The sequence below is a fragment of the Pseudoalteromonas sp. SWXJZ94C genome, assembly GCF_015864385.1.
GTDB lineage: Bacteria > Pseudomonadota > Gammaproteobacteria > Enterobacterales > Alteromonadaceae > Pseudoalteromonas.
Genome location: NZ_JADYXF010000037.1, coordinates 39559 through 55610 on the forward strand (window position 1 = coordinate 39559; position 16052 = coordinate 55610).

The following is a 16052-nucleotide window of genomic DNA, read 5'->3' on the forward strand; positions in this document are numbered from 1 at the left end:
GAGGAACAACTGAGCATGCTTGAATTAACTGTTAATTTGGACGAGCGAAGTTATCCTATTTATATTGGTCAATCTGCAGTTCAAGATAATGGCCGCCTAGTTCACCACGTTGGTGATTGTCGGCCTATCATCATTACTAATGACACAATAGCGCCTTTATATTTGCAAGGCTTACTTGATTCATTAGACGAATTAAATCCACTCTCTTTTATTATTCCTGATGGTGAGCAATACAAGTCACTAGAATGGTTTGAAAAAATATCTGCATTTTTACTTCAAAATAATTGCGGTCGCGATACGTGCTTAATTGCATTAGGCGGTGGAGTAGTGGGTGATTTAACCGGTTTTGTTGCAGCGTGTTATCAACGCGGTGTGCCGTTTATTCAAATTCCAACTACATTACTATCTCAAGTTGATTCCTCTGTTGGCGGTAAAACAGCTGTAAATCATCCATTAGGTAAAAATATGATTGGGGCTTTTTATCAGCCACAAGCCGTTTTTATCGATACACAATCACTCCACACTTTACCAGCAAGAGAGTTTGCTGCGGGCATGGCTGAGGTTATTAAGTATGGGCTGATTTATGACACTGAGTTATTTGCTTATTTAGAGAAAAATGTAGAAAGCTTACAGCAATTAAATGAAGTGTGTTTACAGCACATTATTTTTAGATGTTGTGAAATTAAAGCATTGATTGTTGCTCAAGATGAGAAAGAACATGGTATTAGAGCACTTTTAAATTTAGGCCATACATTTGCGCATGCGATTGAAGCACAAATGGGCTATGGTGTTTGGCTACACGGTGAAGCTGTAGCTACAGGAATGGTGCTTGCTGCGCAACTTGCTCATACACGTCAGGACTTAACAGTTGACGAAGTAGCACGTATTGTAGATGTTATTGCACAGTACAACCTGCCAACCACAATACCAGCAGAAATGACGAGTGAGCAGTTTTTAACGCACATGCGTAAAGATAAAAAGAATAAAAAAGGTACAATCCGTTTTATTCTACCTACCCAATTTGGACAATGTACATTAGTCGATAATGTATCCGATGACCAAGTAAGAGCCTTAATCGAGCAATAAATGCAGCTACAAATTTTACCAAGCCGTGCGGCTTTGGTGGATAGAATCGCACTGCAATTCGAATATGGGCAAAACCTCATTGTTTTATTAGGTACTTCTGGGCTCGGCAAAAGTTATATGCTCGAAACCTTTATTACCGATAAGTACAACGACTTTAATAAAGCGTTTGTACAAATAACCGCAAAAATGACAGATGCTCAGTTAATGAGTGACTTGTTAGAGCAAAGCTTTAATGCCCCTCTGGTTGATCATAGTTTAAGTTTATCTGAAAATTTTTATCAATTATCTCAGCAACAATCATGCGGATCTTGTCTGTGGGTGCTCGATGGTGGTCGACATTTATCAGATGAGTTTTTGATTGAGCTAGAATTACTGGCAAAAAGTAGCCCAAGCACTTTGTATATTATGCTCGCTTCCCCATCAAAATTGCCTTTAAATAATGCCATAGAAATTTACTTAGAGCCACTTACCCTTAGTGAAAGTAAACAATTGTTGGGCTGGTATTTTACAGATTTACCTTATGATGAAGACCCTGTATTTCAGGCTTTTTTAACTGAGGCACGCGGTAATCCAAGTTTACTATTAGCCTGGCAGGCTAATGAGCATGTTGTGGATGTAGTTATAAAAGATAAAGTGTCATGGCGTTTACACTTAATTGTTTTAATGTTTATTATTATGTTTTTAATTATAGGTTTTCTATATAAATCAGATATGACGCAATGGTGGCAGCAATACTATGAACAAGAAGATATTGAAGTCAGTACAACAGTTATATCCACTAAACAAATTAATGAACAACGACTAGAGAAAGATGAGCTTAAAAATACAGTTGTAGAACCTGCTGAGCCTAATATAGTAAAGAGTGAAGGTGCCATTGATACTAAACCTCACCACAATGATGTGCCAGCAATAATGGAAAGTTTAGATCCCAGCGTACACGCTCAGCAGTTAAACATTAGCAAAGAAGAAGTAGAGCCTACTGCTACAATCGATCTTGAAATAAACAAAGAGGTTGTGAATGCATCTACTCAACCTAAAAATAATCCCCTGAGTGCTTGGTATCAACAACAACCAGAGGCTAATACAGTAATTCAATTATTGGCTGTTACTCAACAGCAAGTTAGTGAAGAATTTATTGCTCAACATAAATTACAAAAAATTGCTCATACTTATCAAACAAAAAGAAATAACCAAGTTTGGTGGGTAATAACATTAGGAAGTTTTACTAATTTAAGTGATGCTAAGCGGGCTATGAAAAACTTGCCGGCTGGTATTTTAAAGAATAAGCCTTTCTATAAAAAAATTAGTAAAATAAAACAAGAAATAACACTACTTGATCAGTAAATTACACTGCTTTAGTGTAAAATCGCGCAACACCGAATTGAAGTAAAGAGCCCAATGCAGCAAAAGAGTAGAGCCTTCCTTAAATGGGCTGGCGGAAAATACAGTCTAGTTGATGATATTAACGCGCGATTAAACCAAGCAAGTAAGCATGCTGATACTTTGGTTGAACCTTTTGTTGGTGCTGGCTCCGTTTTTTTAAATAGTAATTTTAAACATTATATTCTTAATGATATTAATGCTGATTTAATTAATTTATATAAAGAGCTCAGAGATTCACCTGATGAATTTATTAGCGACGCTAAAAAATTATTTGTAGATTTAAATAATCACCCTGATGCTTATTATGAATATCGTGTGCAGTTTAATCAAAGCCGCGATATATACGAACGCTCTATGTTATTTTTATATATGAATAGGTATGGCTATAACGGTCTGTGTAGATATAATTTAAAAGGTATTTTTAACGTACCTTTTGGAAAATATAAAAAACCTTATTTCCCTGAAAAAGAAATGTACTTTTTTGCTAAAAAAGCCCAGCAAGCTACATTTACATGTCTAGACTACGATGACGTGTTTAAATTAGTACCTGAGAATGCAGTTATATATTGCGACCCACCTTACGTGCCGTTAAGTAAAACAGCGTCGTTTACCTCTTATGCAAAAGGGGGCTTTAATTTAGATGACCAAGCTAATTTAGCTAATCTAGCTGAAAAGGCTGCGTTTGAAAATAATACACCAGTGCTTATATCTAACCACGATACAGTATGGACTCGAAAAATTTATAGCCAAGCTTCGCTCGACCAAATTCAAGTAAAGCGCACTATTAGTCCTAAAGGCGGGTCTCGTAACAAAGTTGATGAGTTAATGGCAATGTATTTACCACTAAAGAATCAATTGCGTAAACCTAAAATACAAAAGTTATAATTAAGTATAATCGCAATTATAATAATTGAAGATGGAAAGTGCAGTTTTAAGTCTAAACTGCGTTTGTATCTGATTAAATATAAAATATTGCTAGCGCAATTTTAATGCGCTAAACATTATAAAATTATTTAAAATAATGGTTTTAAAGATGGGGTCTTTTTTGAGTCTTCAGAGCTAGTAAGTAATTCTAATAGATCAAGGTAGTGAAATTGTGCACTACGGCTATCACCTGTTATCCACGAAAACCAAGATGAATCATCTTCAATTTTTATACATGCATGAGCAGTATTTTGAGCACTGCTAGCTTGCTCTTGGTTATGGCAATTATTTACAGAGCTTAATTCTTGCTTTGTAGTTGGAGCAAAGCTAAATGCTCCAATAAATAATAATGCCGACGCAATTAATATCCCAGCTTTAAATGCACGCATAAATAAATCCAATAATTTGTTACTTTTTTAAGCATAACAAATATCGGTTAAATAACAAACTTAAATTTAGCTGAATATACTGAATAATTATAAAAAATAATGACTTAACTATTAAATAATTAACTTTAAAACTAATAATATTTCGCTCTGGTGACTTGGGTAACATCACTAATTAAGTTACATTAACGAATATATTACTGATTGATGGATTAACTATGTTTACCCCAGAACAAAAATATTTGATTGCCCCTTCAATTTTATCTGCTGACTTTGCAAAACTAGGTGAAGACGTCGATAAAGTCTTAGCAGCTGGTGCTGACGTGGTTCACTTTGATGTAATGGATAATCACTATGTACCTAACCTTACAATTGGTCCTATGGTGTGTAAAGCACTAAGAGATTACGGCATTACAGCCCCTATCGACGTACACTTAATGGTTAAACCTGTAGATAGTCTTATTCCGTTGTTTGCAGAGGCTGGCGCATCAATTATTACTTTTCATCCAGAAGCCAGTGAGCATGTAGATCGTACAATACAGTTAATTAAAGATCACGGCTGTAAAGCCGGCTTAGTGTTTAACCCAGCTACAAGCCTAAGTTATTTAGATCATGTTATTGATAAGCTAGATACCATTTTACTTATGTCGGTTAACCCAGGTTTTGGCGGGCAAAGCTTTATCCCTCATACGCTTGAAAAATTACGCCAAGCTAAGCAACGCATTATTGAATCGGGTCGAGATATTCGCTTAGAGGTTGATGGTGGTATTAAAGTCGATAACATTGCAGCCGCAGCACAAGCGGGTGCGGACATGTTTGTCGCAGGCTCAGCTATTTTTAACCAACCAGATTACAAGGTTGTGATTGATCAAATGCGTGAACAGCTTGGAAGTGTTAAGTAATGAAATACGATATAGCCTTATTTGATTTAGATGGTACTTTGGTTGATAGCGTTTACGACTTGTATATTGCTATTAACCTAACCTTGAGTGGCCTCGCTTTTCCTATTGTTAGCCAACGCTTGGTTGAAAGCTGGGTCGGTAATGGTGTTGAAGTCCTCGTTAAACGCGCTTTGAGTGGTGATATGCAAGTGAGTGAGCATCTAGATGAGTCACTTAGTAGTAAAGCAATATTACAGTTTTATAAGCACTATGAGCAGCAAGTAGGTGAATATAGTGTGTTATATCAGCATGTCGAAACCGGACTTGCAGCGCTTCGTGGCATGCCAAAAGCATTAATTACAAATAAAGCCCGTATATTTACAGAAAAGCTGCTTGATAAACTTGCTCTAACAAGTCATTTTGATGTGATTGTATGTGGTGACGACATGGCAAAAAAACCATCGCCAGATCCATTGTTATTTGCTTGTAAAAAACTAAAGGTTGAACCTAGTAAAGCGATAATGATAGGTGATTCTAAAAGCGATATACTTGCAGCTAAAGCCGCTAATATAGATGTAATCGCACTTAGTTACGGCTATAACCAAGGTGAAAACCTTGGGGATTATAATCCACAGTACCTATGTGATAACTTCTTAGATATAATACCTGTTCTAACGCAGCGTTAAATATTATTAATTAAGCTAAATAAAGGAAAATCATGAGTAAACCAGTAGTATTAAGTGGCATGCAGCCAACCGGTGGTATGACAATAGGCAACTATGTTGGCGCTATTAACCAGTGGGTTAAGCTACAGGAAGAATGTGATAGCTACTTTATGCTTGCAGATTTGCATGCGATTACGGTACGCCAAGACCCTGAATTACTTCGCGCTCGCGTACTGGATGGAGTTGCGTTATATACAGCATGTGGTATTAATCCGGAAAAATCGGCATTATTTGTACAATCTCAAGTGCCTGAGCATGCTCAACTTGGTTGGGTTTTAAACTGTTATGCGCAAATGGGTGAGCTTAATCGTATGACGCAGTTTAAAGATAAGTCAGCAACACACGCTAACAATATTAATGTGGGGCTATTTGCTTATCCAGCTTTGCAAGCGGCTGATATTTTATTATATCAAGCAGATAAAGTGCCAGTAGGGGATGATCAAAAACAACATCTTGAATTAACGCGCGATATTGCTACACGATTTAATAATGTATATGGCGACATTTTTACATTACCAGAGCCGTACATTCCTGAGTTTGGCGCTCGCGTAATGAGCCTGCAAGATCCACTTAAAAAAATGTCTAAGTCTGACGAAAACCCAAATGGTTTTATAATGATGCTAGACGAGCCTAAAAAGATTGAGAAAAAACTTAAAAAAGCAGTAACAGATTCAGACGAGCAAGCGCGCATCTATTTTGATCGCACAGAAAAGCCAGGCGTTTCAAACTTACTTACTTTACTAAGTGTTGCGACTAAACGCTCAATTGAAGACTTAGTGCCAGAGTATGAAGACAAAATGTACGGTCACTTGAAGAAAGACACTGCCGATGCAGTAGTGAGTATGTTAGAGCCAATTCAAGCACGTTTTAAAGAGATCAGAGAAGATCGAAACCTACTTAATAGCATAATGAAATCAGGTGCTGAAAAAGCAAGTGTACGTGCTGAGAAAACATTGAAATCGGTATACGATGTACTAGGTTTTATACCTCGTGGTTAAATAATAAAGATTGAATATTTATAAAATACCGCTATTTAGCGGTATTTTTTTGTCTAGTAAAAATTTCAATTGTTACGATGATAAAAAGTAAATTAGAGTACAAAAAGTGAGAAGTGATTATTTACAAAGAAATTAATTAGGTGCTTTGAATGCCGGTGACTCACAGGCTTTAACTATAAATTTATAACCGTAAGGCATCGTATTATCAGGTGTGATTTCGACAATTTCGTAGTCGTTAATTTCGATTGATTTACTGTTGTTAGCTTTTTTACACCGCGAGAATCCATCGGCTTCATAGTTAAAAGCAAAAAAAGCAATAAGGCGTTTACTGCGTTCAAAGTACCCTTGAGTATTTAAAAACAAAGTCGTCGATTCGGTTGCTTTTGCTATCCCTTCAATTTGAGTGTCTAGTGATTTAATTTCAGGATCAACACTAGAATCTGGTTTTTCTAATTGTTCCTTTAAATCTATAAGTGCTTTTTCTTTATTTACTGAAGAATCATTATTCATTTCTTGCCCAAAGTAATAGCCACTTTGAATATCAGCCAAAAAAGTTTCTTCATCTCTACCATCTATTATTGTAAATAACGCACTTAAAACGACTAATGATAAGAAGAACCGGAGAGTTGCGGTTATTAATGGTGAATAACTTTGACTAATAAACTTAACTCGTTCTGAGCCAAATGGTTTTAGTAGTAATAAGGCTATAATATAAAAAGGTAAAATTAACTGAAACAATAATAATGTACTTAGCGTGATACCTAACGCCCACGGTGGTAAATAAAGCAGGGTGGCAAAGTTATGAGTGTAATTGAATTGTGTGGCAGATACGTGGGTTACATCGTTTACAATGCCGCTGGCATTTGCCAGTACAAAGTTAGCAATACTCGCATAAAAAATAAGTATTAATGCTTTACCAGCTAACGAGTGCCATAACTTATCAAATTTAGGCCAAAATTCGATGACTAATGCCGTAATCGTTATAAGTGCGCACAACCAGCCCGATTGAAAAACGAGCAAAACCATTAGCGCAATTAAATAGAGCTTTTGTGCGGTGTTAAGATTAAACCAAACCGTTTTAACACGTTCATGTAAACGTATTTTATGTGGTTGCCAGTTTTTTTGTTGTTGCTGTAGCTGCTTATTTGCACGCCATTTTACAATTTTAAAATACCTTAACACCGGCTTTCCTTATCGAAGGGTGTAAACCTCTATTTTTGCAATAGAGGTTTTAAGTAATGCCCAGTATGTGAACGCTCACATTCACCAACTTCTTCTGGCGTGCCTGCAATGAGTATTTCACCACCACCAGCACCGCCTTCAGGTCCTAAATCGATAACCCAATCTGCTGTTTTAATCACATCAAGGTTATGCTCAATAACAACAATAGTATTACCGTGATCGCGAAGCCTGTGCAATACAACAAGTAGCTGTTCTATATCGGCAAAGTGTAAGCCAGTAGTTGGCTCGTCCAATATATAGAGTGTTTTACCTGTGTCACGCTTTGATAGTTCACGCGCTAGTTTTACACGCTGTGCTTCACCACCAGAGAGAGTCGTAGCGGCTTGACCTAAACGAACATACGACAAACCAACGTCCATAAGAGTTTTAAGCTTACGTGCAATAGCCGGTATTTTATCAAAATACTCATGAGCGTCTTCAACCGTCATTTCGAGGACTTGATGTATATTTTTGCCTTTGTATTGTACTTCGAGTGTTTCGCGGTTATAGCGTTTGCTCTTGCAAACATCACACGGTACATACACGTCTGGTAAAAAGTGCATTTCAACTTTAATTAAGCCGTCACCTTGGCAAGCTTCACAGCGTCCGCCTTTAACGTTAAAGCTAAAGCGACCAACTTTGTAGCCACGTGAGCGCGCTTCTTGTGTGCCTGCAAATAACTCACGAATGCCAGTAAATATTCCTGTATACGTAGCTGGATTTGAACGCGGCGTACGACCAATCGGGCTTTGATCAATATCGATTACTTTATCAAAATGGTCTAAACCGCTAATTGATTTATATGGTGCAGCTTCGGCTGTCGTTGCGCCATTTAACTCCGTATGAGCAAGCTTAAATAAGGTATCATTTATTAATGTTGATTTACCTGAGCCCGATACACCGGTAACACAAGTCATTAAGCCAAATGGAATTTTTAAATCTACGTTTTTAAGATTGTTACCCGTTGCACCAAACAGCTCTAGCCATTTGTCGTTAGTTGGGTGGCGTACTTTTGGTATTTCTATTTTACGCACACCTGATAAAAACTGACCAGTAACAGACTCTTTGCTTGCTAAAATGTCGTCACGGGTGCCCTGGGCAATAATATAACCACCATGAACACCAGCACCAGGACCAATATCGATAATATGATCAGCGGCTCGAATTGCATCTTCATCGTGTTCTACCACAATTACAGTGTTACCCAAATCACGTAAATGAACTAAGGTTTGTAATAGGCGGTCGTTGTCGCGTTGATGCAAGCCAATTGATGGTTCATCAAGTACATACATTACACCAACAAGACCGGCACCAATTTGACTCGCTAAACGAATACGCTGCGCTTCACCGCCAGATAGAGTGTCGGCACTACGTTCAAGTGATAAGTAATTTAGACCTACATTAATTAAAAATGATAAACGGTCGCGAATTTCTTTTAATATTTTTTCAGCTATTTGGCCTTTTTGTCCGGTTAGCGATAACCCTTCAAAAAACTCCATAGCCTCACCAATACTCATGCAGGTAATTGCAGGTAAGTTAGTTTTACCAATAAATACATTGCGAGATTCTTCGCGTAAACGCGAGCCATTGCAACTAGGGCAGGCTTGGCTTGTTTGGTATTTAGCAAGTTCTTCACGTACAGAGTTTGATTCTGTTTCGCGGTAACGGCGGTTCATGTTATTTAACACGCCTTCAAACTCATGGTTACGAGTAATTAAATCACCACGGTCGTTACGGTAATTAAACGCAATTTTAGTGCTGCCAGAACCATCTAAAATAATTTTTTTAGATTCGTCATCTAGCTCTTGATAAGGTACATCTAAATCAAAATTATAATGTTCAGCAACCGCTTGTAGCATTTGGTAGTAGTAGAAACTGCGTTTATCCCACCCTTTAATAGCACCGCCAGCAAGGCTCAACTCAGGGTTTTGTACAACACGAGTGGGATCAAAATACTGACGTATACCTAATCCATCACAAGTTTGACACGCACCCGCTGGGTTATTAAACGAAAATAAGCGAGGCTCAAGCTCCGTCATTGCGTAACCACAGGTTGGACACGCAAAGTTTGCTGAAAATAAAACTTCTTCAGCACTGCTGTCGTCCATGTATGTTACTTTGGCAACTCCATTTGACATTTCAAGTGCAGTTTCAAACGATTCAGCCAAACGCTGTTGTAACCCATCTTTTACTTTAAAGCGGTCAACAACGACTTCTATTGTATGTTTTTTATGAAGTTCAAGCGTTGGTGGATCTGATAAATCACATACTTCACCATCAATACGAGCGCGTATATAACCTTGGCTAGATAACTGTTCTAATAACTTAACGTGTTCACCTTTACGCTCTTTTACTATTGGCGCAAGCAACATTAACTTACTGCCTTCAGGCAGCGCTAAAACGGTATCAACCATTTGGCTAACCGTTTGTGCAGCAAGTGGTAAATTATGCGTAGGGCATCGAGGCTCACCCACACGGGCAAACATTAAACGTAAATAGTCGTATATTTCGGTAATAGTTCCCACAGTAGAGCGTGGGTTATGAGACGTTGATTTTTGCTCTATAGAAATAGCAGGAGAGAGGCCCTCGATATGGTCAACATCGGGTTTTTCCATCAGTGATAAAAACTGTCTTGCATATGCAGAAAGAGACTCAACATAACGCCTCTGTCCTTCAGCATAAAGTGTATCAAATGCAAGTGATGACTTCCCTGAACCAGATAGCCCAGTGATAACAATTAATTTATCACGTGGGATGGTTAGGCTGATGTCTTTTAAATTGTGCGTTCGTGCGCCTCTGACTTCAATGTTTTCCATGCTATCTCGTTTATTACCAAAGTTATTTACTCAGTATCGCATAATACGTAGCAAGATTAATCCTTGATCAATGAAAAAATCCTTACTTATAGGCGATTAATTTTTGCCAAGCTTATGGTAGAATCCCCTTCTTAATTTTTCATACTGTAAGATCACATAGATAATGACTGCATCTTCACTTAATTCACGAGAAAAACGCGCTGCAGTGTCGCTGGCAAGTGTGTTTGCATTTAGAATGCTTGGCTTGTTTATGCTGATGCCTGTAATGGCTATTTATGGGCAATCGCTTGAGGGTTTTTCACCTATTTGGATAGGCTTTGCTATTGGTGCTTATGGATTAACACAAGCTGTGTTACAAATTCCTATGGGTCGGTTATCAGATAAAATAGGGCGTAAAAAAGTAATTGTAGGTGGCTTAGCTGTATTTGCGCTGGGCTCTGTAATTGCAGCCTTAGCTGACTCAATTCAAATGGTAACTGTAGGGCGAGCTTTGCAAGGCATGGGAGCAATAGCAAGTGCATTACTTGCCTTTGCATCTGATTTAAGCCGAGATGAGCAGCGACCAAAAGTAATGGCTGTAATAGGTATGAGCATAGGTATGAGCTTTGCTTTTGCTATGTTACTTGGACCAATAGTCGCGGCATCTTGGGGAATTTCAGGTGTATTTTGGTTAACGGCTGTGTTGGCTGTTGTAGGCATATTTATTGTCACGCTATTGGTTCCTAAAGCCGTTAATAAAGCCCCCAAAGGCGATACACTGGCAAGCTTTAGCGATATTAAAAAATTAATTAAACACCCGCAATTAGCGCGATTAAATGCCGGTGTGTTATTGCTACATTTAACACTAACCACTATTTTTGTTGTTCTTCCGAGTCAACTAATTAAAGATGGTTTGGTGGCTAACCATCATTGGTATTTATATATACCGGTGTTGTTTTTAGCATTTTTATTAATGGTACCAATTATGATTATTGCCATTAAAAAAGAAAAAGAAAAACAGGCATTCATAGGTTCAGTTGCATTGTTAAGCGTAAGTATGCTTGCCATGTCTATTTGGGTTAATAGCGTAATAGGTATTGCTGTTTGTATGCTGCTTTATTTTGTCGCATTTAATTTTTTAGAAGCAACTATGCCAGCACTTGTATCGCGTATTGCACCAGCAAGCCAAAAGGGTTCTGCAATGGGTGGATATTCAACCAGCCAGTTTTTAGGTGCCTTTTTAGGCGGTATGCTTGGAGGTTACGTAGCGCAAACAACAACAACGCAAGCTGTGTTTGCGGCAGCAGCACTTGTTGGGTTAATATGGCTTATTGTTGCGTGGAAAATGCAAGTTCCACCTAAAAGCAAAGTTATTAGCTTAATAACCAAATTAAGTTCTGAGGAGCAAGCTCAAACGCTCGCTTCTCAATTGGTTGCATTACCAGGCGTAATAGAAGCAACCGTAGTTCGCGATGAAAGCCGCAGCTATTTAAAGATTAATGATAAAGAATTTGACCTAGACCAAGCACGTAAAGTAGCTGGTTTAATCTAACGTTTATAGGAGATGGTTCCATGGCACGCGGTGTGAACAAAGTAATTTTAGTTGGTAATTTAGGACAAGATCCTGAAGTTCGTTATATGCCTAACGGCAATGGTGTAGCAAATATTACTCTAGCAACTTCAGACAGCTATAAAGATAAAAACACTGGCCAAATGGTTGATAAAACGGAATGGCATCGTGTTGTGTTTTTTGGCAAGTTAGCAGAAATTGTTGGCGAATATTGCCGTAAAGGTTCACAAATTTATGTTGAAGGTAAACTTCAAACGCGTAAATGGACCGATCAACAAGGTCAAGAGAAATACACAACAGAGATTGTTGTTGATGGCTTTACTGGTCAAATGCAAATGCTAGGCGCACGTGGTGGCGATCAGCAAAGCAGTGGTGGTTACCAAGGTAATCAAGGTCAAGGCGGACAACAAGGTGGTGGTTATCAAGGTAATCAACCACAAGGCGCTCAGCAACACAGTGGTTATGGTCAAAACAATCAGGCTCAAGGTGCACAGCAAGGTGGCTATACTCCACAGCAGCAAGCCGCTCCTGCAGCACAACCAAAACCAGCCGCAGCACCACAGCAACAAAGCAACCAATATCAGCCGCAAGGTGGTTTTGCACCACAACAAAGCAGTGCACCACAAAAGCAAGGCGGTTTTGCTCCTAAACCACAAAATGCACCACAAGGCGGCGCATCAAATCCAATGGAACCAACAATAGATTTTGATGACGATATTCCGTTCTAGTTTTCCAACCTTTACAGTGTAAAGATTTATTACAGAAAAGCCTCGTTTATACGGGGCTTTTTGCTTTTCTAAAGAAAAATTATTATTTAATCAGTTACTTTATTGATATATGTGGAGTTGCAAACTACGCTAAATAAAATTTTGTTAACTTTATTTATGAGAAATATGAAAAACTGTGCCGCTATTTTATTTCTTGTTTTTCAACTGTTCAGCTTCAATTTACATGCATCCTCATCACTAATTGCTACTTCAGATACTTTAGTTTTAAATACGTTAAATCCAAAAATATCGTCTTCAAAAAAAACCACGCATATTTTACTTATAAATACCTTAAATCAAGACTCACCATGGGAAAAAAGTGTTGAAGTTGGATTACGTGCTGAACTTGGAAAGCGAGTGTCTGGCTTTGATTTATTCGTTGAAAATATGGATATAGAGCGATTTGATGAAGCTCAACAAAAGCGTGTTATGGAGTTATATTTACAGCAAAAGTATGCAAATAAACGTATAGATGTAATTATTACTCAATCTGCTTCTGCCGCTGTATTATTATCCGATTTTACAAATTTATTTACTGATGTACCAAAAATATACTTAGAGCCAGGCACGCAATTTAAGGTATTAGAAAGTGGGAACATCATCCAATCTAAATTAGATTATAAACAGGCTACATCAGATGCTGTAAATTTAATGAATGCGAAAAAGCTCATTGTTATTTTAGATACAACAAATGATATGGGGTTTAATTTTCAGCAAGATTTTATGCCTACAATTACTAAAAACTTTTCTCATTTAGCTATTGAAAAGTGGTTTGATGTGCCTACAAAAGAACTTATGGAGAGAGTTAAACATACCTCATCTGATTCTATTATTTTATTCACCCCCATTTTTAGGCGTTACAATAATAATGCACTTAGCCCATTTCAGTTTGTAAAACTATTAACAAGTAATAGTAAAGCGCCTATTTTTAGTTATTGGCATTCATTGTTGGGTTCTGGAATCGTTGGTGGGTATTTATTGTCAGGTGAAAAGCTTGGAGAGAAAGCAGCTAATTCAATAATTTCATTTCATGATAATAAAGGTTTAACGTCTGTTATGGGGGAAGGCTTGAGCGCTTATTACTATGATTGGCGACAATTAGATCGGTTTGGTATAGAGCTTGAAAGCTTACCAAAGGATGCAATAGTTACTTATTACGAACCTTCATATTTTAGACAAAATAAAGTACTTATTTATAGTGTCATTTTTATAATTGTTACATTAAGTAGTTTTTTAGCTTTTGTTTTGGTTTTAAATGGTAAGCGAATTCAGTTATTAAATGCGCTTGATAGCGAAAAGTTAAAATTAGAATCTCGAGTAACACGACGAACCGAAGAGTTACTAATAGCAAAAGAAGAGGCTGAACATTTAGCATCAGTTAAATCAGCATTTTTAGCTAATATGAGTCATGAGATAAGAACACCTATGAACGGCATTATTGGGCTTACCAATATGCTACTAGATAGTGGATTACCACTAGAGCAAAAAGAATATTTAAATAAGATAAAATACTCCTCTGATCAGCTACTTTCTGTAATTAATGATATTTTAGATTTTTCCAAAATTGAGTCTGGCAATATTAATTTAGAAGAATATCCTTTTTCTATCAACTCTGTAGTGGACTATATAAAAACAACATTTGAAAACCAGGCGCAAAAAAAAGGAATAGAGTTTGTAGTTAATGTTTCACCGAATGTAACACCTGATTTAATGGGTGATGTTGTTAGAATTAATCAGGTTCTGTTAAATTTATGCTCTAACGCGATTAAGTTTACATCTCAAGGACAAGTGTCAGTTAGCATTGAAGCAGAAACTAATTTAAATGAATATGAACCAATACAAATGCACTTTATTGTTAAAGATTCAGGTGTAGGGATCGCGCCAAAAAACTTACCTCATCTATTTGAGGCCTTTACTCAAGAAGATACCTCTACCACCAGAAATTTTGGAGGGACAGGCTTGGGATTAACGATAAGTAAGCGTTTATGTAAACTAATGGATGGTGATATTTCTGTAAAAAGTACATTAAATATTGGAAGTGAATTTATAGCATCGATTAAAATAAAACCTAATAATCAAGTGATTATATCGGATAAACACAACTTAACGTTTCCAGATGCTTTTGATGTGTTAGTTGTTGATGACAATATGTTAGCGCTTAACGCGATTGAGATACAACTCACTTTAATGGGGTTAAGGTGTACTTTGTGTAAATCAGCGCAAGAGGCACTTTATATTCTTGAAAAAGAAGTGGGTAAGTTTAAAGTTATTATTACAGATTGGACTATGCCAATTATAGATGGCGAGCATTTTTTAACACGTATAAATTATATGGATTCTAAACCTTGCGACGTTATTATTGTACTTACAGCTTACGATAAAGATTCAATAAATCATTTAGCAAAAAAATTAAATATAAATACAATTTTACAAAAACCTGTTTCAACAAGTGTTTTGCATAATGTAATTGAAACAAATATTTTAGATTCAACAAAATTGGCTCTATCATCCAACCAAGACTCTTTGGCAGGCTTAAAAGTATTAGTTGTAGAGGATAACGGAATTAACCAATTAATTATTGCTGATCTTTTAGAGAAAAGAGGTGTAATAGTTCATTTAGTTGAGAATGGGCTCGAATGTACTGAAACTGTTAAATCAGGAGAGTTCGATATGATACTGATGGATATTCATATGCCTGTTATGGATGGTGTTGAGGCAACAAAAATAATCCGAAGGGATCCTGACAAAAGGATTGCTAATATTCCAATCATAGCCTTAACGGCAAATGTGATTGAGGAAGATATTACGCATTATTTATCAATAGGTATAAGCGCTCATGTAGCTAAGCCTATAAAAATAAAAAAATTGCATAGTACTATTATTCAGTGTTTAAAGAGCAACTCAGATTATTTGGATAAAATACAGTAATCAAAAAATTTTAGAAAAGCGGATAATATATATAGGCTGATTTTAATTGCCGTTATATTTAATAATTATGAGTGAGTCCGTTTTATAGCATTAAATTTAAACGCGACTTAAATAAGCGATCTTACAAAAAACTGGCAAACAACATAATATTTAAAATAGTTAGAATTAAGCCAATTAATAACAATAATAAACGCATCACTTTTGAATTTTTATGCTTGCCCATTACTTTTTGCGATGATGTTAAATAAATCTGTAAAAAGACGGTAATGGGTAATTGAATGCTTAATACCATTTGAGAAATGATTAAACCTCCTAGATTCAAATTGTAAGTGCATAACTTGTTTTGGCTAGATTAAATGGTCAGTTGCTCATAAGCTAACTGCTTTTT

The 16052-nt window shown here is 36.8% G+C and carries 13 protein-coding genes; 9 read left to right on the forward strand and 4 right to left on the reverse strand.

Features of this window, described 5'->3' with window-relative positions:
• Positions 1–15 precede the first annotated feature (15 nt).
• Genes aroB through I6F65_RS15660 form a run of 3 tightly spaced genes read left to right on the forward strand, consistent with a single transcriptional unit; the run spans position 16 to position 3354 of the window.
• Positions 16–1086, forward strand: coding sequence for a 3-dehydroquinate synthase (gene aroB, locus I6F65_RS15650; protein WP_197113763.1), 1071 nt, complete (start codon positions 16–18; stop codon positions 1084–1086).
• Positions 1087–2430: an AAA family ATPase gene (locus I6F65_RS15655; RefSeq protein WP_197113764.1), complete on the forward strand. Its 1344-nt coding sequence runs from the start codon at positions 1087–1089 to the stop codon at positions 2428–2430. It begins immediately after the preceding gene.
• 54 nt (positions 2431–2484) lie between these two features.
• Positions 2485–3354 (forward strand): Dam family site-specific DNA-(adenine-N6)-methyltransferase, encoded by an 870-nt coding sequence (locus tag I6F65_RS15660; protein ID WP_166109426.1) that lies wholly within the window; start codon positions 2485–2487, stop codon positions 3352–3354.
• A gap of 128 nt (positions 3355–3482) precedes the next feature.
• On the opposite strand, the gene I6F65_RS15665 is transcribed toward I6F65_RS15660, so the two are convergent.
• On the reverse strand, positions 3483–3782 hold the full coding sequence (locus I6F65_RS15665) for a hypothetical protein (RefSeq protein ID WP_197113765.1): 300 nt from the start codon (positions 3780–3782) through the stop codon (positions 3483–3485).
• A gap of 215 nt (positions 3783–3997) precedes the next feature.
• Between I6F65_RS15665 and rpe the strand changes: the two genes are divergently transcribed.
• The 3 genes from rpe to trpS are packed head-to-tail and all read left to right on the forward strand — an operon-like array spanning position 3998 to position 6383.
• Positions 3998–4681, forward strand: a complete 684-nt coding sequence (rpe, locus tag I6F65_RS15670) for a ribulose-phosphate 3-epimerase (RefSeq protein ID WP_166109424.1) — start codon at positions 3998–4000, stop codon at positions 4679–4681.
• A complete protein-coding gene (locus I6F65_RS15675; protein WP_024611839.1) occupies positions 4681–5346 on the forward strand; it encodes a phosphoglycolate phosphatase in 666 nt (221 codons plus the stop codon). Before rpe ends, I6F65_RS15675 begins: the two co-directional genes overlap by 1 nt.
• Positions 5347–5378: 32 nt before the next feature.
• Positions 5379–6383, forward strand: coding sequence for a tryptophan--tRNA ligase (gene trpS / locus I6F65_RS15680; RefSeq protein WP_024611838.1), 1005 nt, complete (start codon positions 5379–5381; stop codon positions 6381–6383).
• A gap of 132 nt (positions 6384–6515) precedes the next feature.
• Here the strand turns inward: trpS and I6F65_RS15685 are convergent, their stop codons facing one another.
• Together I6F65_RS15685 and uvrA are read right to left on the reverse strand one after the other, a co-directional pair.
• Positions 6516–7565 (reverse strand): hypothetical protein, encoded by a 1050-nt coding sequence (locus tag I6F65_RS15685; RefSeq protein WP_197113766.1) that lies wholly within the window; start codon positions 7563–7565, stop codon positions 6516–6518.
• 29 nt (positions 7566–7594) lie between these two features.
• Entirely contained in the window at positions 7595–10420 is a 2826-nt protein-coding gene (gene uvrA, locus I6F65_RS15690) for an excinuclease ABC subunit UvrA (protein ID WP_197113768.1), read from the reverse strand.
• A gap of 163 nt (positions 10421–10583) precedes the next feature.
• Between uvrA and I6F65_RS15695 the strand changes: the two genes are divergently transcribed.
• The 3 genes from I6F65_RS15695 (at position 10584) to I6F65_RS15705 (ending at position 15664) form a co-directional block, all read left to right on the forward strand.
• On the forward strand, positions 10584–11951 hold the full coding sequence (locus I6F65_RS15695) for an MFS transporter (protein ID WP_197113770.1): 1368 nt from the start codon (positions 10584–10586) through the stop codon (positions 11949–11951).
• Between the two features lie 20 nt (positions 11952–11971).
• Positions 11972–12697 carry a single-stranded DNA-binding protein gene (gene ssb / locus I6F65_RS15700; RefSeq protein WP_166109417.1) on the forward strand — a complete coding sequence of 242 codons (726 nt, stop codon included), beginning with the start codon at positions 11972–11974 and terminating at the stop codon, positions 12695–12697.
• 165 nt (positions 12698–12862) lie between these two features.
• Positions 12863–15664, forward strand: a complete 2802-nt coding sequence (locus I6F65_RS15705) for a response regulator (RefSeq protein WP_197113772.1) — start codon at positions 12863–12865, stop codon at positions 15662–15664.
• Positions 15665–15785: 121 nt separating this feature from the next.
• On the opposite strand, the gene I6F65_RS22115 is transcribed toward I6F65_RS15705, so the two are convergent.
• Positions 15786–15986: a divalent metal cation transporter gene (locus tag I6F65_RS22115; protein ID WP_369122877.1), complete on the reverse strand. Its 201-nt coding sequence runs from the start codon at positions 15984–15986 to the stop codon at positions 15786–15788.
• Positions 15987–16052 lie beyond the last annotated feature (66 nt).

What these genes read in the sequence shown, in the direction of transcription:
- trpS (WP_024611838.1), top strand. Translation starts at nt 5,379, where the DNA reads ATGAGTAAACCAGTAGTATTAAGTGGCATGCAGCCAACCGGTGGTATG.
- I6F65_RS15705 (WP_197113772.1), top strand. Translation starts at nt 12,863, where the DNA reads ATGAAAAACTGTGCCGCTATTTTATTTCTTGTTTTTCAACTGTTCAGC.
- I6F65_RS15695 (WP_197113770.1), top strand. Translation starts at nt 10,584, where the DNA reads ATGACTGCATCTTCACTTAATTCACGAGAAAAACGCGCTGCAGTGTCG.
- ssb (WP_166109417.1), top strand. Translation starts at nt 11,972, where the DNA reads ATGGCACGCGGTGTGAACAAAGTAATTTTAGTTGGTAATTTAGGACAA.
- I6F65_RS15655 (WP_197113764.1), top strand. Translation starts at nt 1,087, where the DNA reads ATGCAGCTACAAATTTTACCAAGCCGTGCGGCTTTGGTGGATAGAATC.
- rpe (WP_166109424.1), top strand. Translation starts at nt 3,998, where the DNA reads ATGTTTACCCCAGAACAAAAATATTTGATTGCCCCTTCAATTTTATCT.
- aroB (WP_197113763.1), top strand. Translation starts at nt 16, where the DNA reads ATGCTTGAATTAACTGTTAATTTGGACGAGCGAAGTTATCCTATTTAT.
- I6F65_RS15675 (WP_024611839.1), top strand. Translation starts at nt 4,681, where the DNA reads ATGAAATACGATATAGCCTTATTTGATTTAGATGGTACTTTGGTTGAT.
- I6F65_RS15665 (WP_197113765.1), bottom strand. Translation starts at nt 3,782, where the DNA reads ATGCGTGCATTTAAAGCTGGGATATTAATTGCGTCGGCATTATTATTT.
- I6F65_RS15660 (WP_166109426.1), top strand. Translation starts at nt 2,485, where the DNA reads ATGCAGCAAAAGAGTAGAGCCTTCCTTAAATGGGCTGGCGGAAAATAC.
- uvrA (WP_197113768.1), bottom strand. Translation starts at nt 10,420, where the DNA reads ATGGAAAACATTGAAGTCAGAGGCGCACGAACGCACAATTTAAAAGAC.